20 protein-coding genes are annotated in these 22,959 nt (G+C 72.3%); 12 read left to right on the top strand and 8 right to left on the bottom strand.

Annotated elements, in window-relative coordinates; translation table 11 throughout:
* Window positions 1-63: 63 nt before the first annotated feature.
* Entirely contained in the window at window positions 64-1,770 is a 1,707-nt protein-coding gene (locus tag AB0D01_RS23105) for a glycerol-3-phosphate dehydrogenase/oxidase (protein WP_363058124.1), read from the bottom strand.
* Window positions 1,771-2,036: 266 nt separating this feature from the next.
* Between AB0D01_RS23105 and AB0D01_RS23110 the strand changes: the two genes are divergently transcribed.
* From AB0D01_RS23110 to AB0D01_RS23125, 4 genes are all read left to right on the top strand, one after another.
* Entirely contained in the window at window positions 2,037-3,266 is a 1,230-nt protein-coding gene (locus AB0D01_RS23110; RefSeq protein ID WP_363058126.1) for a nucleotide sugar dehydrogenase, read from the top strand.
* Window positions 3,267-3,482: 216 nt separating this feature from the next.
* Window positions 3,483-3,950 (top strand): hypothetical protein, encoded by a 468-nt coding sequence (locus tag AB0D01_RS23115; RefSeq protein WP_363058128.1) that lies wholly within the window; start codon window positions 3,483-3,485, stop codon window positions 3,948-3,950.
* A 144-nt stretch (window positions 3,951-4,094) separates the two neighbouring features.
* Entirely contained in the window at window positions 4,095-5,063 is a 969-nt protein-coding gene (locus AB0D01_RS23120; RefSeq protein WP_363058130.1) for a hypothetical protein, read from the top strand.
* Between the two features lie 12 nt (window positions 5,064-5,075).
* Entirely contained in the window at window positions 5,076-6,827 is a 1,752-nt protein-coding gene (locus AB0D01_RS23125; protein ID WP_363058132.1) for an insulinase family protein, read from the top strand.
* A gap of 73 nt (window positions 6,828-6,900) precedes the next feature.
* Here the strand turns inward: AB0D01_RS23125 and AB0D01_RS23130 are convergent, their stop codons facing one another.
* The 4 genes from AB0D01_RS23130 to AB0D01_RS23145 form a co-directional block, all read right to left on the bottom strand.
* Window positions 6,901-8,025, bottom strand: a complete 1,125-nt coding sequence (locus AB0D01_RS23130; protein WP_363058134.1) for a GuaB3 family IMP dehydrogenase-related protein — start codon at window positions 8,023-8,025, stop codon at window positions 6,901-6,903.
* Window positions 8,026-8,226: 201 nt separating this feature from the next.
* Window positions 8,227-9,726 carry an IMP dehydrogenase gene (gene guaB / locus AB0D01_RS23135; protein ID WP_363058136.1) on the bottom strand — a complete coding sequence of 500 codons (1,500 nt, stop codon included), beginning with the start codon at window positions 9,724-9,726 and terminating at the stop codon, window positions 8,227-8,229.
* Window positions 9,727-9,855: 129 nt separating this feature from the next.
* Entirely contained in the window at window positions 9,856-10,485 is a 630-nt protein-coding gene (locus tag AB0D01_RS23140) for a sigma-70 family RNA polymerase sigma factor (RefSeq protein WP_363058138.1), read from the bottom strand.
* Between the two features lie 340 nt (window positions 10,486-10,825).
* Window positions 10,826-11,437 carry a response regulator transcription factor gene (locus AB0D01_RS23145; RefSeq protein ID WP_003948568.1) on the bottom strand — a complete coding sequence of 204 codons (612 nt, stop codon included), beginning with the start codon at window positions 11,435-11,437 and terminating at the stop codon, window positions 10,826-10,828.
* Between the two features lie 379 nt (window positions 11,438-11,816).
* Between AB0D01_RS23145 and AB0D01_RS23150 the strand changes: the two genes are divergently transcribed.
* Window positions 11,817-12,143 carry a WhiB family transcriptional regulator gene (locus AB0D01_RS23150; RefSeq protein ID WP_363058140.1) on the top strand — a complete coding sequence of 109 codons (327 nt, stop codon included), beginning with the start codon at window positions 11,817-11,819 and terminating at the stop codon, window positions 12,141-12,143.
* A gap of 95 nt (window positions 12,144-12,238) precedes the next feature.
* Here AB0D01_RS23150 and AB0D01_RS23155 read toward each other — a convergent pair whose 3' ends face one another.
* Window positions 12,239-13,150, bottom strand: coding sequence for a LysR family transcriptional regulator (locus AB0D01_RS23155; protein WP_363058142.1), 912 nt, complete (start codon window positions 13,148-13,150; stop codon window positions 12,239-12,241).
* 80 nt (window positions 13,151-13,230) lie between these two features.
* Here AB0D01_RS23155 and AB0D01_RS23160 point away from each other — a divergent pair, with 80 nt between their 5' ends.
* The 3 genes from AB0D01_RS23160 to AB0D01_RS23170 all read left to right on the top strand — a co-directional run bounded on the left by AB0D01_RS23160 (window position 13,231) and on the right by AB0D01_RS23170 (window position 15,515).
* Window positions 13,231-13,902, top strand: a complete 672-nt coding sequence (locus AB0D01_RS23160; RefSeq protein ID WP_363058144.1) for an MOSC domain-containing protein — start codon at window positions 13,231-13,233, stop codon at window positions 13,900-13,902.
* 22 nt (window positions 13,903-13,924) lie between these two features.
* Entirely contained in the window at window positions 13,925-14,698 is a 774-nt protein-coding gene (locus AB0D01_RS23165) for an SDR family oxidoreductase (RefSeq protein ID WP_363058146.1), read from the top strand.
* Window positions 14,699-14,804: 106 nt separating this feature from the next.
* On the top strand, window positions 14,805-15,515 hold the full coding sequence (locus tag AB0D01_RS23170) for an ester cyclase (RefSeq protein WP_363058148.1): 711 nt from the start codon (window positions 14,805-14,807) through the stop codon (window positions 15,513-15,515).
* An 80-nt stretch (window positions 15,516-15,595) separates the two neighbouring features.
* On the opposite strand, the gene groL is transcribed toward AB0D01_RS23170, so the two are convergent.
* Complete coding sequence (gene groL / locus AB0D01_RS23175) at window positions 15,596-17,224, bottom strand: chaperonin GroEL (RefSeq protein ID WP_363058150.1); 1,629 nt, start codon at window positions 17,222-17,224, stop codon at window positions 15,596-15,598.
* Window positions 17,225-17,357: 133 nt separating this feature from the next.
* On the bottom strand, window positions 17,358-17,666 hold the full coding sequence (groES, locus tag AB0D01_RS23180) for a co-chaperone GroES (RefSeq protein WP_030011064.1): 309 nt from the start codon (window positions 17,664-17,666) through the stop codon (window positions 17,358-17,360).
* 341 nt (window positions 17,667-18,007) lie between these two features.
* Here groES and AB0D01_RS23185 point away from each other — a divergent pair, with 341 nt between their 5' ends.
* From AB0D01_RS23185 to AB0D01_RS23200, 4 genes are read left to right on the top strand one after another with little or no spacing between them, the layout of a single operon-like run.
* Entirely contained in the window at window positions 18,008-18,688 is a 681-nt protein-coding gene (locus AB0D01_RS23185) for a response regulator transcription factor (protein WP_363058152.1), read from the top strand.
* Complete coding sequence (locus AB0D01_RS23190; protein ID WP_363058154.1) at window positions 18,681-20,099, top strand: HAMP domain-containing sensor histidine kinase; 1,419 nt, start codon at window positions 18,681-18,683, stop codon at window positions 20,097-20,099. The genes AB0D01_RS23185 and AB0D01_RS23190 overlap by 8 nt, the downstream gene beginning before the upstream one ends.
* Before the next feature lie 56 nt (window positions 20,100-20,155).
* Complete coding sequence (locus AB0D01_RS23195; protein ID WP_363058156.1) at window positions 20,156-21,385, top strand: LCP family protein; 1,230 nt, start codon at window positions 20,156-20,158, stop codon at window positions 21,383-21,385.
* On the top strand, window positions 21,373-22,770 hold the full coding sequence (locus AB0D01_RS23200; protein ID WP_363058158.1) for an FtsW/RodA/SpoVE family cell cycle protein: 1,398 nt from the start codon (window positions 21,373-21,375) through the stop codon (window positions 22,768-22,770). The genes AB0D01_RS23195 and AB0D01_RS23200 overlap by 13 nt, the downstream gene beginning before the upstream one ends.
* Window positions 22,771-22,959 lie beyond the last annotated feature (189 nt).

Below are 22,959 nucleotides of genomic sequence, written 5' to 3' on the forward strand. Positions count from 1 at the left end.
GTTGCTCACTCCGCATCGGACGGGAGCCCCGGGTCCACCGGTTCCCCCTTCCGCATCGCGGACTTACAACGGAACGATGTCGGGCGCCCCGAGTCGCGCCGCGTCAGCCGTCTGGTCGTCGGGCTGGCGCTGCGACTCCCGTTCCGCCTGGACCCGCTTCTCGTAGTGCTCGACCTCCTTCTCGATCTGCTGCTTGTCCCACCCCAGAACCGGAGCCATCAACTCCGCACATTCCCGGGCCGAACGCGTGCCCCGGTCGAAGGTCTCGATGGAGATCCTGGTCCGTCGCGTCAGGACGTCGTCGAGGTGCCGGGCCCCCTCGTGCGAGGCCGCGTAGACGATCTCGGCGCGAAGGTAGTCGTCGGCCGCGGACAGCGGTTCGCCGAGGGCGGGATCGGCGGCGATCAGATCGAGCAGTTCATCCGTCAACGAACCGTAGCGGTTGAGGAGGTGCTCCACGCGCACCACGTGCAGACCCGTGCGCTCCGCGATCCGCGCCCGGCCGTTCCACAACGCCCGGTACCCCTCCGCTCCGACCAGCGGCACGTCCTCCGTCACGCACGGCGCGACCCGCCGGTCCAGCCCGTGCACCGCCGCGTCGACGGCGTCCTTCGCCATGACCCGGTACGTGGTGTACTTGCCGCCCGCCACCACCACCAGCCCCGGCACCGGGTGGGCCACGGTGTGCTCGCGCGAGAGCTTGCTCGTCGCGTCCGACTCCCCGGCGAGCAGCGGCCGCAGGCCCGCGTACACGCCCTGGACGTCGTCCCGGGTCAGGGGGACGGCGAGGACCGAGTTGACGTGCTCCAGCAGGTAGTCGATGTCGGCGCTGGAGGCCGCCGGGTGCGCCTTGTCGAGGTCCCAGTCGGTGTCGGTGGTCCCGACGATCCAGTGCCGGCCCCACGGGATGACGAACAGCACGGACTTCTCGGTCCGCAGGATCAGCCCGGTGGTGGAGTGGATCCGGTCCTTCGGCACCACCAGGTGGATGCCCTTCGAGGCCCGTACGTGGAACTGCCCGCGCTCCCCGATGAGGGCCTGCGTGTCGTCCGTCCACACCCCGGTGGCGTTGACCACCTGCTTGGCGCGGATCTCGTACTCGCCACCGCCCTCCACGTCCTGGACGCGCGCGCCGACGACCCGTTCGCCCTCGCGCAGGAAGCCCGTCACCCTCGCCCGGTTGGCGCAGTGCGCCCCGTACGCGGCGGCGGTGCGCACCAGGGCGGCGACGTAGCGCGCGTCGTCCATCTGGGCGTCGTAGTACTGGAGGGCGCCGACGAGGGCGTCCTTGCGCAGGGCGGGGGCGAGGCGCAGGGCCCGGCGGCGCGAGAGGTGACGGTGCGTGGGCAGGCCGCGCCCGTGGCCGCTGGAGAGGGACATGGCGTCGTAGAGGGCGACGCCGGAGCCGGCGTAGAAGCGCTCCCAGCCCTTGTGTTGCAACGGGTACAGGAACGGCACCGGCTTCACCAGGTGCGGGGCGAGGCGCTCCAGGAGCAGCCCGCGCTCCTTGAGGGCCTCGCGCACGAGGGCGAAGTCGAGCATCTCCAGGTAGCGCAGGCCGCCGTGGATGAGCTTGCTGGAGCGGCTGGAGGTGCCCGAAGCCCAGTCGCGCGCCTCCACCAGTCCGGTCGACAGGCCCCTGGTCACGGAGTCGAGCGCGGTGCCGGCGCCGACCACACCGGCGCCCACCACCAACACGTCCAGCTCGCGTTCGGCCATCCGGGCGAGCGCCTCGGTGCGCTGTGCCGGTCCCAGTGTCGCTGTCCTCACGGCTGCCTCCCGTTGGTGCGGGCCGAGCCCGCTCGGTGCGGGTGATCCCGCTCACATCGCCCGTTCCATGATTCTGACCGGCCGCACCGACAGGGGCCACCGCCTGTGGACAACACAAAGGCGACCACCGACTCACAATGCGACATATCTGTCATATATACGCCTAGTCTGACATTGCGCCAGCTCCCACCGGGCTCCGGACTCCCGGTCCACGGCAATCGCGCACACCGCCCCCTCACGTCAGGGAAGGGAAGGGACGGCCCCCCATGCCCGCAGATCTCGCCGTCATCGGACTCGGCCACCTCGGCCTCCCCCTCGCCCAGGCGGCCGTCGCCGCCGGGATCGAGACCGTCGGCTACGACAGCGGCCCCGCCACGGACAGCACCCTCACCGCCGCCGAGATCCGCCGGATGTCGGCGGCGGGGTTCCGGGTCACCACCAACCCCGCCGAACTGGGACGGGTCCGCACCGCCGTGATCTGCGCCCCCACCCAGCTCGGCGCCGACCGCGCGCTCGACCTCGGCTCCGTCGGCGAGGCGGGACGCACCCTCGCCGCCCGGCTGCGCCCCCACACCACCGTCATCCTCGAATCCGCGGCCCACCCCGGCGTCACCGAGGACTACCTGCGGCCGATCCTGGAGGAGGGCTCCGGGCTGCGCGCCGGCCGGGACTTCCACCTGGCCTACTCCCCCAGCCGCCACGACCCCGGCAACCGCACCCACGGCATCGCCAACACCCCCAAGGTGATCGGCGGCCTCACCCCGGCCTGCACCGAGTCGGCGCACGCCTTCTACGCCCGCCTCACCGAGAAGGTGGTCCGGGCGCGCGGCCTGCGCGAGGCCGAGACCGTACAGCTCCTCGAAACCAACTACCGGCACGTCAACATCGCCCTCATGAACGAGATGGCCGTCCTGTGCCACGACCTCGGCGTGGACCTCTGGGACGTCATCCGGTGCGCCGAGACCAAGCCCTACGGTTTCCAGGCCTTCCGCCCCGGCCCGGGCGTCGGCGGCCACGGCGTCCCCCTCGACCCGAACTACCTCCCCCACACCACCCGCACCCCCGGCCACCCCCTGCGCATGGTCGGTCTGGCGCAGGAGATCAACAACCGGATGCCGCAGTACGTCATCCAGCGCTCCGCCACCCTGCTGAACGAGCACGGCAAGTCCGCCCGCGGCGCCCGCGTCCTGCTGCTGGGCGTCACCTACAAGCCCGACCTCGCCGACCAGGAGGGCTCCCCGGCCCGCGAGATCGCCAGCCGACTGCTCGACCTCGGCGCCCAGATCAGCTACCACGACCCCTACATCCCCGCCTGGCGGGTGCGCGAGCGGCCCGTCCCGCGCGCCGATTCGCTCTACGAGGCCGCCGCCAACGCGGACCTGACGATCCTGCTCCAGCACCACCGCACGTACGACCTCCAGGGCCTCGCGGTGAAGGCCCAGCTGCTGCTGGACACCCGGGGCGCCAGTCCCGCCGGCGCCGCCCACCGCCTCTGACGCCGTCCCGCACGCGGTCCCGCACTCCGCCCCGTACGCCGCGACCGGGCCAGGTCACGGCCGGATCCCGGTCCGGTCACGTCCTGCACCGGCGCGGCCGTGCGAGCGAAATGCACCCCTCGGATGTCCGTGCTCCCTGTTAGCCTGCGGCGTCACTTATCCCGCACTTATGCCCGACCGACATTCGTGCGCCCGAATCCCTGGGGGGGATTTTCCATGAGCCAGAACTTCCAGCCGCCCGCGCCCGCGTCCTACACCGCCGCCCCGGCGCCGGCCCCGGCCCGCGGCAACGTCGGCCTCGGCGTCGTGGCCGCCGTCGTCGCCGCGCTCGTCGCCATCGGCGTCTACGGCGCGATCATCAAGGCCACCGAGCACGAGATCGGCTACGCGGCCGTCGGCGTCGGCGCCCTGATCGGCTTCGCGGCGGGCAAGGTCGGCGGCCGCAACATCGCCCTGCCGGTCCTCGGCGCCCTGCTGTCGATCGTCGCCGTCCTCGCCGGCCAGATGTTCGGCCTGGCCCTGATCGCCGCGGACGCGCTCCAGGTCAGCGCCGTCGACATCCTCGTCGAGGACACCTCCGCCCTGATCGAGGCCTGGAAGACCGACGCCAACCCGCTGACCTTCCTCTTCCTCGCCATCGGCGGGTACGCGGCCTTCACGGTCGCCCGCAAGATCGCCGACTGACCACCGCACCGCGGCGCCCCCACCGGGACGCCGACCGGACGCCGACCGGACGCGGGCCCCGGGCCGGCCGCACGCGCCCGCGCGGATCACGTCGACCACCGAAAGCCCTGGTCAGGGGCCGGAAGCCGGTCATATGATCCGCGCGTGTCCGCTCTCACCCCACCGCTCGGCCGGCCGCTCCTCGACCCCGCCGAGCACTTCCCGGCCTTGGCCGCCCTCCGATCGGCCGTCCTGCGCAAGGACGCGTCGGCCGTCGCCGCCGCCTTCGCCGCGCTCCCCGACGAGGACGACCGCGTCCTCGCCTGCTGGACCGTGGTGGAGACGCCCGACGCGGAAACCTTCCTGCGGGAAGCCGCCTCGGACCGCCCCGACGACCCGCTGCCCCGCACCCTGCTCGCCCACGCCCTGATCCGGCGCGGCTGGGAGATACGCGGCGAGACCCGCGCCGAACACGTCACGCAGGAGCGGTTCGACCGCTTCCACTCCCACCTCAGGCGCGCCGAGATCCTGCTGATCGACCTCTGCGCCGAGGACCCCCGCAACGCCCTCGCCTGGTACCTGCGCCTGATCGGCGCGCGCGGACTCGAACTCGGCCAGAGCGAGGCCCGCCGCCGCCACGACCGCCTCGCGGAACACCACCCGCACCACTTCGGCGCCCAGAGCCAACTCCTCCAACAGCTCTGCCCCAAGTGGGGCGGCACCTGGGAGGAGGCCCACGGCTACGCCCGCGACCGCGCCGCGGCCGCCCCCGAGGGCGCTCCGAACGGCGCCCTCCTGGCCGTCGTCCAGCTGGAGCGGTACCTCGACATCGCCCGGGACCGGACCAAGCAGGCCGCCGAGGCGTACCTGCGCGAAGCAGACAGCCGCGCCGAACTCCTCGCCGCCTCCGCCCGCTCCGTGCTGCACCCCGCCGCCCGCCCCGACGCCTACCAGCACGTCGCCGCGCACAACGCCTTCGCCGCCGCGCACAGCCTCGCCGGGCGACCCGCCGACGCCGCCCCGCACTTCAGGGCCCTCGGCGACCGCGCCACCGAGTTCCCCTGGGGCTACGTCGGCGCCGACCACGCGGGCGCGTTCGCCCGTCACCGCAAGACCGCACTGGCCCAGGGCTGAAGGCGAGCGACCGTGAACACCGACACGTCCGGGACCACCGGCACCTCCGCAACCACCCCCGACGGGATCGTCCGCACCACCGTCGGCGGCGTCCGCACCCTCCTCGCCGCGCAGTCCCGCCCCGGCCCCGTCAGCGCCGGCCTGCTGTTCCGCGTGGGCCGCGCCGACGAGACGCTCGCCACCAGCGGGATCACCCACCTCGTCGAGCACCTCGCCCTGCACCGCCACGGACCGGGCGACCTCCACTACAACGGCGCCACCGCCGCCGTGTACACCCACTTCCACGTCACCGGCACCCGCGCCGACGTCGTCGAGTACCTGGGCGGCGTGTGCGCCGCCCTGCGCGACCTGCCGATGGAGCGGCTGGAGACCGAGAAGGAGATCCTGCGCACCGAGGCCGCCGGACGCGGCCACGGCCCGGGCCACGACATGGCCCTGTGGCGCTACGGCTCCCGCGGCTACGGTCTGACCAGCTACCAGGAGGCCGGCCTGCACCGGCTCACCGCCGCCAACGTGCGCGACTGGGCGGCCACCCGCTTCACCGCCGAGAACGCCGTCCTGTGGATCACCGACGACACCGTCCCCGAGGGCCTCGACCTCACCCTCCCCACCGGCGCGTGGCACCCCGCCCCCGCACCCACCTCCGCCCTGCCCACCACCCCCGCCTGGTTCCGGGGCGACGACGGCGCCGCCGTCCTCACCGCCGTGATCCCCCGCTCCACCGCCGGCTCCCTGTTCACCGACCTGCTGAACAAGGAGCTCTTCCGGGCACTGCGCCAGAAGGGCGGCTACTCCTACACCGCCGGCGCCGAGTACCACCCCCGCGACGGCGACTTCGCGACCGTCACCGCCTACGCCGACGCCCTGCCGCGCCAACAGGACGCCATGGTCGGCGCCTTCGTCGACGTCCTCGCCGCGCTCCGCGCCGGCACCATCCCCCAGGCCGACCTGGAGTCCGTACGGGCGACCGCGCTCGCCCGCTTCGACAGCCCGGACGCCGCCCTCGCCTCCCTGCCCGGCGAGGCCATGAACCTGCTGCTGCGCCACCCCGCGCGGAGCGACGCCGAGGCCCGCGCCGCGATCGAGGCGGTCACCGTCGCCGACCTGCGGCGGATCGCCCGCGAGGTGTGGGCCGACGCCCTGGTGCAGGTCCCCGGCCGGGGCCTGGACTGGGCGGGCCTGACCGCCGCCCCCACCGCATCCACCGACCTCGTCAGCGGCCGGCGCTACACCTCCCTGGAGGACCGCGGCACGGCGCTCCTCGTCGCGCACGACGGCGTCAGCATGACCAGCGCCGACCGGCGGATCACCATCCGCTACGCCGAATGCTCCCTGGTGTACGCCTTCCCGGACGGCGGGCGCCACCTGGTCGGCCACGACGGGCTCACCCTCGCGATCGAACCGACCCTCCACGGCATCACCGCCGCCGAACTGGCCCCCCTCGACGCCGGGGTCCCGCCCGCCGTCGTGGTCCCCATGCCGCCCCGCGAGGAGTCCCGCATCCCCCGCCCGGAGCGGACGGAGCCCGCGACCCGCCCGCAGCCGCCGCGCAGCGGGGCCCTCACCGCCCTGATCTGGCTGCTGGGCACGATCACCGTCCTCGTGGGCGGGTTCACCGGCATCGCCGTCCTCGCCGAGACCGACCCGGAGCTGAGCCCCGAGGGCCCGGACTGGGTCGCGATCACCATCATGTCGCTCGCGACGGGCGGGGCCGCCTTCCTGTGGGGGCGGCAACTGCGCAGGCGCCGCCGCGGCGAGGGCTGACCTCCCCCGGCACGCCGAAGGGCCCGACCCCCTCGCGGGGGTCGGGCCCTTCACCCGTACGGGCCGAACGCGGTCAGCGGCTGTGCTGCGAGTCCGCGACGGTGACCTCGACGCGCTGGAACTCCTTGAGCTCGCTGTAGCCGGTGGTGGCCATCGAGCGGCGCAGCGCGCCGAAGAAGTTCATCGAGCCGTCGGGGGTGTGCGACGGACCGGTGAGGATCTCCTCGGTGGTGCCGACGGTGCCCAGGTCGACCTTCTTGCCGCGCGGCACGTCCTCGTGGACGGCCTCCATGCCCCAGTGGTTGCCCTTGCCGGGCGCGTCGGTGGCACGGGCCAGCGGGGAGCCCATCATCACGGCGTCGGCGCCGCAGGCGACGGCCTTCGGGATGTCGCCGGACCAGCCCACGCCGCCGTCGGCGATGACGTGCACGTAGCGGCCGCCGGACTCGTCCATGTAGTCGCGGCGGGCCGCGGCCACGTCCGCGACGGCCGTGGCCATCGGGACCTGGATGCCGAGCACGTTGCGCGTGGTGTGCGCGGCGCCGCCGCCGAAGCCGACGAGGACACCGGCGGCGCCGGTGCGCATCAGGTGCAGGGCCGCCGTGTAGGTGGCGCAGCCGCCGACGATGACCGGGACGTCGAGCTCGTAGATGAACTGCTTGAGGTTCAGCGGCTCGGCGGCGCCGGAGACGTGCTCCGCCGACACGGTGGTGCCGCGGATGACGAAGATGTCCACGCCCGCGTCGACGACGGCCTTGGAGAACTCGGCGGTCCGCTGCGGGGAGAGCGCGGCGGCGGTCACGACGCCGGAGTCGCGCACCTCCTTGATCCGCTGCCGGATCAGGTCGGCCTGGATCGGCGCGGAGTAGATCTCCTGGAGGCGGCGGGTCGCGGTCGCCTCGTCCAGCTCGGCGATCTCGTCGAGGAGCGGCTGCGGGTCCTCGTAGCGGGTCCACAGACCTTCGAGGTTCAGCACGCCGAGGCCGCCGAGCTCGCCGATGCGGATCGCGGTCTGCGGGGAGACCACGGAGTCCATGGGGGCGGCCAGGAAGGGGAGCTCGAAGCGGTACGCGTCGATCTGCCAGGCGATCGAGACCTCCTTCGGGTCCCGCGTACGCCGGCTGGGGACGATGGCGATGTCGTCGAAGGCGTACGCCCGGCGGCCGCGCTTGCCGCGCCCGATCTCGATCTCAGTCACGTGTGGTGGCCTTTCCTCTGGGTCTGCCCGTCCAGTATCCCCGAACGTCGGGCGCCCGCGTCCCGGTGACCGCTGTACGGACGGCCCCGGCGCGTGACCTCGGCCCGTGGCCCGGCCCGTGGCCCGGCCCGTGGCCCGACGCGTCCGGACGCGTCGAAGGGGCGGACCCGGTCGGGTCCGCCCCTTCGACGATCACGCGGTTCAGCCCTTGCGGCTGTAGTTCGGCGCTTCCACCGTCATCTGGATGTCGTGCGGGTGGCTCTCCTTGAGGCCCGCCGAGGTGATGCGGACGAAGCGGCCGCGGTCCTGGAGCTCGGGCACGGTCCGGCCGCCGACGTAGAACATCGACTGGCGCAGGCCGCCGACGAGCTGGTGCACGACCGCGGAGAGCGGGCCGCGGTAGGGGACCTGGCCCTCGATGCCCTCGGGGATGAGCTTGTCGTCGCCGCCCACGCCCTCCTGGAAGTAGCGGTCCTTGGAGAAGGAGCGCTGGTCGCCGCGGGACTGCATCGCGCCGAGCGAGCCCATGCCGCGGTACGACTTGAACTGCTTGCCGTTGATGAACAGCAGCTCGCCCGGGGACTCCTCGCAGCCCGCGAGCAGCGAGCCGAGCATCACGGTGTCGGCGCCGGCCACGAGGGCCTTGGCGATGTCGCCGGAGTACTGGAGGCCGCCGTCGCCGATGACCGGGACACCGGCCGCCTTGGCGGCGAGGGAGGCCTCGTAGATGGCGGTGACCTGCGGGACGCCGATGCCGGCGACGACGCGGGTGGTGCAGATGGAGCCGGGGCCGACGCCGACCTTGATGCCGTCGCAGCCGGCGTCGATCAGGGCCTGGGCGCCGTCGCGGGTGGCGACGTTGCCGCCGATGACGTCCACGCCGGAGTTCGACTTGATCTTGGCGACCATGTCGCCGACCAGCCGGGAGTGGCCGTGGGCGGTGTCGACGACGATGAAGTCCGCGCCCGCCTCGATCAGGGCCTGGGCGCGCTCGTACGCGTCGCCCGCGACGCCGACGGCGGCGCCGACCAGGAGCCGGCCGTCCTTGTCCTTGGCGGCGTTCGGGTACTTCTCGGCCTTGACGAAGTCCTTGACCGTGATGAGGCCCTTGAGGACGCCCGAGTCGTCGACCAGCGGCAGCTTCTCGATCTTGTGGCGGCGCAGCAGCTCCATGGCGTCGACGCCGGAGATGCCGACCTTGCCCGTGACCAGCGGCATCGGGGTCATGACCTCGCGCACCTGGCGGCTGCGGTCCGACTCGAAGGCCATGTCGCGGTTGGTGACGATGCCGAGCAGCTTGCCCGCCGGGTCGGTGACCGGGACGCCGGAGATGCGGAACTTCGCGCACAGCTCGTCGGCCTCGCGCAGCGTCGCGTCCGGGTGCACCGTGATCGGGTCGGTGACCATGCCGGACTCGGAGCGCTTGACCAGGTCGACCTGGTTGGCCTGGTCGGCGATGGAGAGGTTGCGGTGCAGGACGCCGACGCCGCCCTGGCGGGCCATCGCGATGGCCATGCGGGACTCGGTGACCTTGTCCATGGCCGCGGACAGCAGCGGCACGTTGACGCGGACGTTGCGCGAGATGAGGGAAGAGGTGTCGATCTCGTCGGGAGCCATGTCCGACGCGCCCGGCAGCAGCAGCACGTCGTCGTAGGTCAGTCCGAGCGTGGCGAATTTGTCGGGCACTCCGTCGGCGGTCATGACACCTTCCCAAATGGTCTTGCTCAGCGCGGATGTCCATGCTAACGGGATCCCGACGCGTCTCATTCCACGACCAAGGTCAAGCAGAAGTTTCGTGGGTTCCTACGAGGATTCGGGCCCGCGGAGCGCCTACTGCTCGGCGAGCGCCCGCAGTCGGCTCAGCGCCCGGTGCTGCGCGACCCGCACCGCGCCCGGCGACATCCCGAGCATCTGCCCGGTCTCCTCGGCGGTGAGCCCGACGGCCACCCGCAGCACCAGCAGCTCGCGCTGGTTCTCGGGGAGGTTGGCGAGCAGCTTCTTGGCCCAGGCGGCGTCACTGCTGAGCAGCGCCCGCTCCTCCGGCCCGAGCGAGTCGTCGGGACGCTCGGGCATCTCGTCGGACGGCACGGCCGTGCTCCCCGGGTGCCGCATGGCGGCCCTCTGGAGGTCGGCGACCTTGTGCGCGGCGATGGCGAAGACGAACGCCTCGAAGGGGCGCCCGGTGTCGCGGTAGCGGGGCAGCGCCATCAGGACGGCGACGCAGACCTCCTGCGCCAGGTCCTCCACGAAGTGACGAGCGTCACCCGGAAGGCGGGACAGGCGGGTGCGGCAGTAGCGGATGGCGAGCGGGTGCACGAACGCCAGCAGGTCGTGCGTGGCCTGCTCGTCGCCCTCCACGGCCCGGCGTACGAGCGCGCTGACGCCGCCGGCACCGCCGCCCTTGGCGGAACCGGTGGGGCCTGTGGCCGCGGGGGACCCCAGGGGCTCGTCGTCGCGCATCAATCCATGGTGCCTTGGCGCCGGAGCATTCGCGGCACCGTGGTCCGTGTTGTGCGTCGAAGCGTTATGAGCGGGTGCGCCGGAACTCGTCATGTGCGCCCTCCCCTCCGCTCGGCCCGAATCGTCGTCCCCGAGGAATCGACCCCCGGGACCCGACCTCTCCAAGAATGCGGCACACCTCAAGGATGCGGCATCGCGCCCGAAGCGACACGTCCCCCGGAACGCGCCCCGCCAACCCCCGGCCGCACACCGGGTGCGGCGGGGTGGTGCGCCGGCCCCGTCCGCCGACGGCGGACGGGAGGCCGGGAGCGCCCGTGGCGGTCGGCCGGCGGGCCCGCCGTCAGCGGACGAGGCCCCAGCGGAAGCCGAGCGCCACGGCGTGGGCCCGGTCCGAGGCGCCGAGCTTCTTGAACAACCGGCGGGCGTGCGTCTTGACCGTGTCCTCGGAGAGGAAGAGCTCGCGCCCGATCTCCGCGTTGGACCGGCCGTGGCTCATGCCCTCCAGGACCTGGATCTCGCGCGCGGTGAGCGTGGGCGCGGCGCCCATCTCCGCCGAGCGCAGCCGGCGCGGCGCCAGCCTCCAGGTCGGGTCGGCGAGCGCCTGGGTGACCGTGGCCCGCAGTTCGGCGCGCGAGGCGTCCTTGTGCAGGTATCCGCGGGCGCCGGCGGCGACCGCGAGGGCCACGCCGTCCAGGTCCTCGGCGACCGTCAGCATGATGATGCGGGCGCCCGGGTCGGCGGACAGGAGGCGGCGCACCGTCTCGACGCCACCGAGGCCGGGCATCCGGACATCCATCAGAATCAGATCGGATCGGTCGGCACCCCAGCGGCGGAGGACTTCCTCGCCGTTGGCAGCCGTCGTCACACGCTCGACGCCGGGCACGGTGGCAACCGCGCGACGGAGCGCCTCTCGGGCAAGCGGGGAGTCGTCGCAGACGAGGACGGAAGTCATGACCGCCCTCCGCAGCTGCTGATGCGCGTCACCTTGAGCCTCCAGGCTGGTACGTATCGTCACCTGTGCGGTCGATGCCCTCGGACACCTGTCCGGGAACTTCTTGGTTCAACCGCCTTCGCACTCTCAACGATGGTCACTCGAAAGAGTTACGGGTCGGACGGACACCTTCAGCACCCTACGTGAGGAAGCGATCACGACACGGGAGGCGCAGCTCATCTGTCCTCCATCTGGAGCTATGCCCTATTTGGCGGCTTTCCTTCCGTTTGGCATGTGTCTGAGGCTAGATTCCGAATGAGTCATATTTACATCTACTACGACAGTAGGTGTGGAGACATGGACCGTATCCGTCTCAGTACCGGCACCAAGAGGACTAGCAATGGCAGATTTCTCCCGCCTCCCCGGACCGAACGCCGACCTCTGGGACTGGCAGCTGCTGGCAGCCTGCCGAGGAGTCGACAGCTCCCTCTTCTTCCACCCGGAGGGCGAGCGGGGCGCGGCCAGGAGCGCGCGCGAGGCCTCGGCTAAAGAGGTCTGCATGAGATGCCCGGTGCGCTCGGAATGCGCCGCGCACGCCCTCGCCGTCCGCGAGCCCTACGGGGTGTGGGGCGGACTGACCGAGGACGAACGCGAGGAACTGATGGGCCGCGCGCGCCACCGCCTGATCCCCGCCGCCGGAACGATCACCCCGATCGCTCCGCGCTGACCGACGACGACACCCACAAGAAGGAACGTTTCTCCTCACGATCGCGCCCGCCTCCGCGCGGCAGGCCCCACCGGGTCCGCCGCGCGGGGCGCGGATCACCGCGCGGCGGCCCGCACCAGCTCGCCCAGGGTCGCCGCCACCGCCGGTACGCGCGCCAGGTCGGGCAGGGTCAGCGCCACGATCTCCCGCTCCACGGCCGGCTCCACCGCCAGGGCGCTCACGCCCTTCGCCCGTACGGACTCCACCGCCAGCTCCGGCAGCACCGCGACGCCCAGGCCCGCCCCGACCAGCCCGACCACGGCCGGGTAGTCGTCGGTGGCGAAGTCGATCCGCGGGGTGAACCCCACCCCCTCGCACACCTCCACCAGGTGCCGGCGACAGCGCGGGCAGCCCGCGATCCAGGGCTCGTCGGCCAGCTCCGCCATGCCCACCCGCTCCGCGCCCGCCAGCCGGTGCCCCTCGGGGACCAGTCCGACGAGCCGGTCCGTCAGCAGCGGGGTCACCACCAGGTCCTCCCACTCGGCGGCCCCCGCGCCCGAACCGGCGCCGTCCCCCGCGTAGCGGAAGGCCAGGGCGACATCGCAGTCGCCCTCGCGCAGCATCTCCACCGACCTCGGCGGTTCGGCCTCCACCAGGGAGATCCGGGTGCCCGGGTGCGCGGCGCGCATCGCCGCGAGGGCGGTGGGCACCAGGGTGGAACTGCCGCTGGGGAAGGAGACCAGGCGGACGCGGCCCGCGCGCAGCCCGGCGATGGCCGCGACCTCCTCCTCGGCGGCGGTCAGCCCGGCCAGGATCCCGGCGGCGTGCCGCACGAGCGCCTCGCCCGCCTGGGTGAGCCGCATCTCGCGGCCGGTGCGGATCAGCAGCGGGGTGCCGGCGGATTGTTCCAGTGCCTTCATCTGCTGGGAGACGGCGGGCTGGGTGCAGCCGAGCTCGCGGGCCGCGGCGGAGAAGGATCCGGTCCCGGCGACAGCGCGCAGAACCCGGAGATGACGTGCCTCGATCACCCTTCGAGCATAAGCCCGGCTTTGACCGTACCGCGCATATGCGGCTGCCCGCTTTGGGGTGCTTCGGTTAGCGTGGCGCCATGCACCTGATCTCCGTGAACATCGGCCGCGCGACGGTCGCCGACTACACCGACGCGGTGGGCGGCCGGACCGGCATCGGCAAGCGGCCGGTGCCGGGGCCGGTCGCCGTCCGGGCCCCGGGTCCGAAGGCGACCGGCCTGGGCAGCGGGCTGGTGGGCGACGCCGTCTGCGACAACCGCCACCACGGCGGTGACGACCAGGCCGTGTACGCGTACGCCCGCGAGGACCTCGACTGGTGGGAGGCCGAGCTGGGGCGCGAACTGCCCGGCGGGATCTTCGGCGAGAACTTCACGACCTCGGGGATCGACCTGGGCGGGGCGCTGCTCGGCGAGCGCTGGCGGGTCGGCGCGGACCTCGTGCTGGAGGTGGCCTCCGCGCGCATCCCCTGCCGGACCTTCCAGGGCGCGCTGGACCAGCCGCGCTGGGTCCGGCGGTTCACCGAGGCGGTCCGCCCGGGGGCGTACCTGCGGGTCGTCGAGGAGGGCGAGGTCTCCCCCGGCGACACCGTCGAGGTGCTGAGCCGGCCGGACCACGAGGTGTCGGTGGCGTTCTGGTTCCGGGCCTTCACCACCGAGCGGGCGCTGCTGCCGCGGACGCTGGCCGCCGGTGACGCCATGGAGCCGGCCGCACACGAGACCGTACGGACGTACCTGCGCAGGCACGCGCGCTGACGCGGGCGGCTAGGTTGCGCCTATGACGACTGCGTTGATTACGGGATCCACGGCGGGCATCGGCGCCGCCTTCGCCCGCCGGCTCGCCGCCCAGGGGCACAACCTCGTACTGGTGGCCCGCGACAGCGGGCGACTGGCCGAGCAGGCCACCGAACTGCACGACCGGCACGGCATCGAGGCCGAGGTGCTGACCGCCGACCTCTCCACCGACGCCGGGATCGCGGCGGTCGAGACCCGGCTGGGCGACCGGACGCACCCGGTGGACCTGCTGGTCAACAACGCCGGCTTCGGCAACAAGGGCCGCTACCTGGAAGTCCCCATGGCCGACGAGCTGGCCATGGTGAAGGTGCACGTCGAGGCGGTGCTGCGGCTGACCTCGGCGGCGACGGCCTCGATGCGCGAGCGCGGCCGCGGCGGGGTCGTGAACGTGGCCTCGGTGGCGGCCTTCGTACCGCGCGGCACCTACGGGGCCAGCAAGGCGTGGGTCGTGCAGTTCACGCAGGGCGCGGCCAAGGACCTGGCGGGTTCCGGCGTACGGCTGATGGCGCTGTGCCCCGGCTTCGTGCGCACCGAGTTCCACCAGCGTGCGGGCATGGGCACCGACAACATCCCCGGCTGGATGTGGCTGGACGCCGACAAGCTGGTGGCGGCGGCTCTGGCCGACCTGGCGCGCGGCCGGACGGTCTCGATCCCGGACCCGCGCTACAAGGCGTTGATGGGCGTGGTGAAGCTGACGCCGCGCGCGCTGCTGGGCGGGGTGTCGTCCCGCACGGGGCGCAAGTACGGGCCGCAGTAGCGTTCGTGACCCGCCGGTAAGCCTCCGCCGACGCCTGATCGACACCGCCGAACGGGGCGTTCCTCCCTAAACTGGACGTGTCTCATCTCCAGCGGGAGGCGACGCGATGACATTCGTACAGATGATCGATTATGAAACGACGCGGTTCGATGAGATGAACGCGCTCATCGACCGCTGGGCGGAACAGAGCAGCGGCAGGCGCACCGCCACGCACACGATGATCGGCCAGGACCGCGAGGCCCGGAACCACTACGTGGACATGGTGGAGTTCGCCTCGTACGAGGCGGCCATGAAGAACTCCCGGCTGCCCGAGACGGACCGGATGTTCCAGGAGATGGTGGCCCTCTGCGAGGGGATGCCGACGTTCATGAACCTGGACGTGGTCCGCGACCAGCACCTCAACAAGCAGCTCTGCGAACGGGTGTTCAAGGAAGCCGCCATGGCCGGGGACATGGACGTCCTCGACGAGTGCTTCGCGGCGAACTACATCGACCACGACGTGAGCAAGGAGGAGTCCACCGTCATCGGACGCGAGGGCATGCGCTCCGACATGGAGATCTGGCGCGCCGCCTTCGACATGACCTTCGAACCGGTCGCCCAGGTGGCCGAGGGCGACATGGTCACGACGGTGTGGAACTGGCGCGGCACCCACAAGGGAGAGTTCATGGGGGTCGCGCCGACCGGCAAGACGTACGAGATGTCCGGGACCACGACCTTCCGGTGCCTGGACGGAGAGATCGTCGAGGGCTGGTGGCACTACAACCCCGGAGCCCTGCAACGACAGATGGGCGGGTCCGGAATGCCCTACGGGACCTGAGTCCCGATCCCGGGTCCCGACAACGGGGAAGGCCCCGTTCCGCGTGCTGCGGAACGGGGCCTTCTCGGCGCGGGGCGCGATCAGTGGCTGTGGCCGTGACCGTGGCCGTGACCGGCGTCGGCCTCTTCCTCGGCCGGCTTCTCGACGACCAGGGTCTCGGTCGTGAGCAGCAGGGAGGCGATGGAAGCGGCGTTCTCCAGCGCGGAGCGCGTGACCTTGACCGGGTCGATGACGCCGGCCTTGACCAGGTCGCCGTACTCGCCGGTGGCGGCGTTGAAGCCCTGGCCCTTGTCGAGCTCGGCGACCTTCGAGGTGATGACGTAGCCCTCGAGGCCCGCGTTCTCGGCGATCCAGCGCAGCGGCTCGACCGCGGCGCGACGGACCACGGAGACGCCGGTGCCCTCGTCGCCGGTCAGGTCGAGGTTGCCCTCCAGGACCTTGACGGCGTGGACGAGCGCGGAGCCACCGCCGGAGACGATGCCCTCCTCGACCGCGGCGCGGGTGGCGGAGATGGCGTCCTCGAGGCGGTGCTTCTTCTCCTTGAGCTCCACCTCGGTGGCGGCGCCGACCTTGATGACGCAGACGCCACCGGCGAGCTTCGCCAGGCGCTCCTGCAGCTTCTCGCGGTCCCAGTCCGAGTCGGTGGACTCGATCTCGGCCTTGATCTGGTTGACGCGACCGAGGACGTCCTCGGACTTGCCGGCACCGTCGACGATCGTGGTGTCGTCCTTGGAGATGGTCACGCGGCGGGCGGTGCCCAGCACGTCCAGACCGGCCTGGTCGAGCTTGAGGCCGACCTCCTCGGCGATGACGGTGGCACCGGTGAGGGTGGCCATGTCCTGGAGCATCGCCTTGCGACGGTCACCGAAGCCGGGGGCCTTGACGGCGACCGCGTTGAAGGTGCCGCGGATCTTGTTGACGACGAGGGTGGAGAGCGCCTCGCCCTCGACGTCCTCGGCGATGATCAGCAGCGGGCGGGAGCCGCCACCCTGGATGACCTTCTCCAGCAGCGGCAGGAGGTCCTGGATGGAGGAGATCTTGCCCTGGTTGATCAGGATGTACGGGTCGTCGAGGACGGCCTCCATACGCTCCTGGTCGGAGACCATGTACGGCGAGAGGTAGCCCTTGTCGAAGGCCATGCCCTCGGTGAACTCCAGCTCCAGGCCGAAGGCGTTGGACTCCTCGACGGTGATGACACCGTCCTTGCCGACCTTGTCCATCGCCTCGGCGATGAGCTCGCCGACCTGGGCGTCCTGCGCGGAGAGCGCGGCCACGGCGGCGATGTCGGACTTGTCCTCGATCGGGCGGGCGGTCGCGAGGAGCTCCTCGGACACGGCCTTGACCGCGGCGTCGATGCCCTTCTTCAGGGCGGCCGGGGAGGCGCCGGCGGCGACGTTGCGCAGACCCTCGCGGACCAGCGCCTGGGCCAGCACGGTGGCGGTGGTGGTGCCGTCACCCGCGATGTCGTTGGTCTTGGTCGCCACCTCCTTCACCAGCTGCGCGCCCAGGTTCTCGTACGGGTCGTCCAGCTCGACCTCGCGGGCGATGGTGACACCGTCGTTGGTGATGGTGGGGGCGCCGAACTTCTTGTCGATGACGACGTTGCGGCCCTTGGGGCCGATCGTCACCTTGACCGTGTCGGCAAGCTTGTTGACGCCGCGCTCGAGGGCGCGGCGGGCGTCCTCGTCGAACTTCAGAATCTTCGGCATGGGAGCGGTTCCGCCCTCTCGTTGCGATCCTCGGCCGCTCACCGCGACCGCCTGGAAACGAACTACGCCCCTCGCCGCCCGGCATCAGCAGGGTGACCAGGGGCGCAGCTCAAAGCAAAACTGGAGAAGTGACTTACTTCTCGACGATCGCGAGGACGTCGCGAGCCGAGAGGACGAGGTACTCCTCGCCGCTGTACTTCACTTCGGTGCCGCCGTACTTGCTGTACAGCACGATGTCGCCGACGGTGACGTCCAGCGGGAGACGCTGGCCGTCCTCGAAGCGACCCGGACCGACCGCGAGGACGACGCCCTCCTGGGGCTTCTCCTTCGCGGTGTCCGGGATGACCAGGCCGGAGGCCGTGGTCTGCTCGGCGTCGAGCGGCTGGACCACGATGCGGTCCTCGAGCGGCTTGATGGCAACCTTGGAGCTGGCGGTCGTCACGATCCGACCTCCCCCTTCGGAGATCCGGGGTTAACTGTCTGAGGTGGCGACCAGGTCGATCCGTCGTCGCGGGTGCCGGACCTGCCTGTCGCTGTGTTGGCACTCACCGGTGGCGAGTGCCAGGTGTGACACTATTCCGGCGATTAGCACTCGGTCAAGCGGAGTGCCAATCCCACTCCGTTTGGCCCGCAATCCGGCCACCTCAACCGCATGGATCCGGCCCCGTCCGCGCGTCGCCGCCGGACGGATCCCGCCCCCGCCCGCCCTTTCACGGCGGCCGTCGCCCCCACTCGCCCCGGGGCATCCGACCCGGTTTGTGCCGCTTGTGTGACGCTTGAGCGATGCGCATCCTCGTGGTCGAAGACGAAGAAGGCCTGGCCGACTCCCTGCGACGGGGCCTGTCGGCCGAGGGGCACCTGGTCGAGGTCGCCCACGACGGCCACCGCGGCCTCGAACTGGCCCTCACCGGCGGCCCCTACGACGTCGTCCTGCTCGACCTGATGCTGCCCGGCCTCGGCGGCCACGAGATCTGCACCCGGATGCGCGCCCACGGCGACCCCACCCCCGTCCTGATGCTCACCGCCCGCGACGGCGAACACGACGAGGCCGAGGGACTGGACGCCGGCGCCGACGACTACCTCACCAAGCCCTTCTCCTTCGTCGTCCTCGGCGCCCGCCTGCGCGCCCTCGCCCGCCGCGCCGCCACCCCCGAACCCGCCGTGCTGCGCGCCGGGGACCTGCTCCTCGACCCCCACGACCGGCGCTGCCGGCGCGGCGACCGGGACATCGAACTGACGGCGCGCGAGGTCGGCGTACTGGCCTGCCTGATGGAGCGCCCCGGCCGGGCCGTCGCCAAGCAGGACATCCTCGACGAGGTCTGGGACGCCCCGCACGACATCGACCCGAACATCGTCGAGGTCTACGTCTCCTCCCTGCGCAAGAAGGTCGACGCGCCCTTCGGCCGCCGCTCCATCCTCACCGTCCACGGCACCGGCTACCGGATGGCGCCCGACGGTGGTTAGCAGCACCCGGGCCCGCGCCGCCGTCGCCGCCGCCCTCGCGATGACCGCCGTCCTGGCCGGCGGCGGGTTGTGGCTCTCCACGCTGCTCGGCGCCAACCTCCTCGACAACACCACCGGTCGCACCGAACTGGCCGCCCGCAAGGTCGCCGCCCGCGTCGACACCCGCACCCTGCCGGCGGACGGGCGGCTGCCCGCGCCCGACGGCGGGGTCGACCTGGTCCTCGTACGGGACGCGCGCGGCCGGGTCGTCGCCTCCAGCGGCGACCCCGCCGGGGCGACGGGCCTCGACGTCCCGCGCCCGGAACCCGGCGCGGACGCCCGCTCGGCCGTCCTGCCGCCCGCGCACCCGGGCGGACAGCGGCGGGTGGTCGTGGCGGTGGAGGCACCGGGGGCGGGGACGGGGCCGGGATCGGGGCCGGCGGCGGCCTCGGGTGCGGCGGCCGGGGGTGCGGCCGGGGGGCCGTACACCGTCTACGGCATGACCGTGCTCGGCGACGTGGACGACGCCGGCCGCGCCCTCGCCCTCGGCCTCGGCGCCGGCGCTCCCCCGCTGATCGCCTTCGCCGCCGCCCTGGCCTGGTGGGCCACCGGCCAGGCGCTGCGCCCCGTCACCGCGATCCGCACCGCCCTGGCCGCCGTCACCGCGAGCGCGCTCGACCGCCGGGTGCCCGATCCGGGCGGCGCCGACGAGATCGCCCGCCTGGCCCGGACCGTCAACGACACCCTCGACCGCCTGGAGCGTTCCGACGCCCGGCAGCGGCAGTTCACCGCCGACGCCTCGCACGAACTGCGCAACCCCCTCGCGGCGGTGCGCTCCCGCCTGGAGGTGGCCCTGGCGATGGAGCGGCCCGACCGCGAGGCCGTCGCCGCCGCCCTCGCCGACACCGAGCGGCTCCAGCGCGTCGCCGCCGACCTGCTCCTGTTGGCCCACCTCGACGGCGGGCCCGCCCCCCACCCCGCCGGGGAGCCGGTCGACCTCGCCCTGTTGGCGGCCGAGGACGCCGCCCGCCGCCCCTCCCCCCGCGTCCCGCTCCGGCTGGACGCGCCCGAGCCCGTACCGGCGTACGGGGACCCGGCGCGGCTGGAGCGGGCCCTGGCCAACCTCGTGGACAACGCCCTGCGGCACGCGGCCGGCGGGGTCACCGTCCGGGCCGCCGCGCGCGAGGGCCTGGCGGTGCTGGAGGTGACCGACGACGGCCCGGGGATCCCGCCCGCGGACCGGGACCGGGTGTTCGGCCGGTTCGTACGCCTCGACGCGGACCGGGGCCGGGCCGCCGGCGGGACCGGGCTGGGCCTGGCCATCGCCCGGGAGATCGCGCGGGCGCACGGGGGCGACGTCGAGGCCCGCCGGGCCCCGGGCGGCGGCGCGCTGCTGGAGCTGCGCCTGCCGGGGGCCCGCGGGGGCCGATGACAGGAGCCCGACCGGTTCAGGATTCCTTCAGCGGGGGTGCGTCAGCATCGACAGGCATGAGCGCGCAACGGAGGAAGACGAGGAAGACCAGCCGCCGCCGACCCTCGCCCCGCCGGATCGGCCGCACCCTGCTGATCACGGGCTGCGCCCTGACGGTCATGGCGGGCGGCACCGCCTGGTACGTCTACCGGGACCTCGCGTCGAGCATCGGCAGTTCGAAGGCGTTGGAGGGGGCCGAGAAGTCGGCGCACGGCGACACCAACATCCTGCTCATCGGCCTGGACAGCCGCCGCGACCAGAACGGCGATCCGCTCCCCGCCGAGGTCCTCGACGAGCTGCACGCCGGCAGCTCGGACATCGGCGGCTACAACGCCAACACCATGATCCTGCTGCACGTACCGGGCGACGGCGGGCAGGCACAGGCGTTCTCGATCCCGCGCGACGACTTCGTGGACATACCCGGGCACGGCAAGGACAAGATCAAGAAGGCCTACGGGCTGGCGAAGGCCGCCACCGAGCGGTCGCTGTCGGCGCGCGGGGTCACGGACCGGCGGCAGCTGGAACGGGAGGGCCGCGAGGCGGGGCGCCGGGCGCAGATCGAGACCGTGCGCGCCTTCCTCGGCGTACCGGTCGACCACTTCGCCGAGCTGAACCTGGCCGGCTTCTACCACCTCGCCGGCGCGCTGGACGGCGTACCGGTGTGCCTGAACAAGGCCGTGAAGGACCGCTACTCGGGGGCCGACTTCCCGGCGGGCCCGCAGGTGCTGAACGGCCGGCAGTCGTTGGCCTTCGTCCGGCAGCGGCACGGTCTGGAGGGCGGCGACCTGGACCGGACGAAGCGGCAGCAGGCCTTCCTGGCGGGCGCGACGAAGAAGCTGAACGAGGCGGGGACCTTCACCGACCCGGCGAAGCTGATCCGGCTGATCGACACCGCGAAGCAGGACGTGGTGACGGACGCGGGGTGGGACCTCTTGTCCTTCGTGCGGCAGGCGAAGAACCTGTCCGGAGGAAAAGTGCGGTTCACGACACTCCCCATCGAGGGGTTCGCAAGGAACCATGGGGAGGACATCAACGTCGTAGATGATATGAAGATAAAGCGCCTCATTGCCGAGCAGATCGGTCCGCACCGTCCGCAAAGTGCACCGAGTGGCGCCGCATCCTCCTCACCGACCGCGCCACCCTCGCCGCCGTCGCCGCACGCCCCACCCTCCTCGGCACCCGCGCCTTCCGCGTCCTCCGCGCCGAAGGACTCCCTCGACGGCGGCGGCGTCCCGTGCGTGGACTGAGACCACTGACGATGGCCGGCGCCCGCCGCCGCACCGAAGCCCTGTTGCTCGTCCTGGTCATCGGCATCGCCGTGTTCGGACACGTCAGCGCCGGCCTCGCCATGAACGGCGAGCTGCCGCAGCACCTCACCAGCTTCGTCATCAGCATGACGCTGCTGTCCCTGGTGGGGCACCTGGGCATCCGCCGGTTCGCCGCGTACGCGGACCCGCTGATCTTCCCGCTGGCCATGCTGCTGACCGGGCTCGGACTGGTGCTCATCCACCGGCTCGACCAGGGGTACATCGAGCGCTACAACTCCGACGCGAACGCGCCCGGCCAGCTCATGTGGACCGTCGTCGGCGTCGCCGCCTGCATCCTGGTGGTGGCGCTGCTGCGCGACCACCGGCTGCTCCAACGGTTCATCTACATCACCATGGCCGTCGCGCTCGTCCTGCTGATCGCGCCGGCCTTCTTCGGCGCCGACACCTACGGCGCGAAGCGCTGGATCATCCTCTTCGGCTTCTCGCTCCAGCCCGGCGAGTTCGTGAAGATCATGATCGCGATCTTCTTCGCGGGCTACCTGGTCATCCACCGCGACTCCCTGGCACTGACGGGCCGCCGGTTCCTCGGCATGCGCCTGCCCCCGATGCGCCAGCTCGGCCCCATCATCACCGTGTGGATCGTCTCCATGCTGGTGCTGGTCTTCGAGCGCGACCTCGGTACGTCGCTGATCTTCTTCGGCGTCTTCGTGGTGATGCTCTACGTCGCCACCGAGCGCACCAGCTGGATCGTCTGCGGTCTCCTCATGGCGGCCGTCGGCGCCTTCGTCGTCGGCTCCACCGAACCCCACGTCAAGGCCCGCGTGGCCGCCTGGCTCAACCCCCTCTCGTACTACTGGGAGAACCCGCCGGCCGGCATCACCTCCGACCAGTCCGCGCAGGCGCTGTTCAGCTTCGGCACCGGCGGCGTCTCGGGCACGGGTCTGGGACTGGGACACCCCGAACTGATCAAGTTCGCGGGCCGCAGCGACTTCATCCTGACCACCGTCGGCGAGGAACTCGGCCTGGCCGGCGTCATGGCCGTCCTCTTCCTCTACGCCCTCCTCGTGCAGCGGGGGCTGCGCATGGCCCTGGCGGCCCGCGACCCCTTCGGCAAACTGCTCGCGGTGGGCCTCGCGGCGGCGCTGGCCCTCCAGGTCTTCGTGGTCGCGGGCGGCGTCACCGGCCTCATCCCCCTGACCGGCAAGGCCCTCCCCTTCCTGGCGAAGGGCGGCTCGTCACTCCTGGCCAACTGGATCATGATCGCCCTGCTCCTGCGCATCAGCGACAGCGCGGAACGCCAACGCGAAGCCGACGCCCGCGGCCCGGTGGAAACCACGATCACCCCGGTGGTGGCCCTGCGCTGAGCCGTACGCCGCCCCCCGCCTGCGGGGCGGGGGGCGGGGGGCTACCGCTCTCGGGCGGTGTCGCGAAGGGGCCGGGGGTTTCCCGTCAGTCTCATCGTCTCTCCGGTGCGGGCCGGGCCCTCAAGGGCGCTCACTTCGTTCGCGTCGCTTCGCGATGGCCTTCGGCCACCCTTGACCGCCCGTCCCGCC

This window comes from Streptomyces sp. NPDC048606 (genome assembly GCF_040650855.1).
GTDB lineage: Bacteria > Actinomycetota > Actinomycetes > Streptomycetales > Streptomycetaceae > Streptomyces.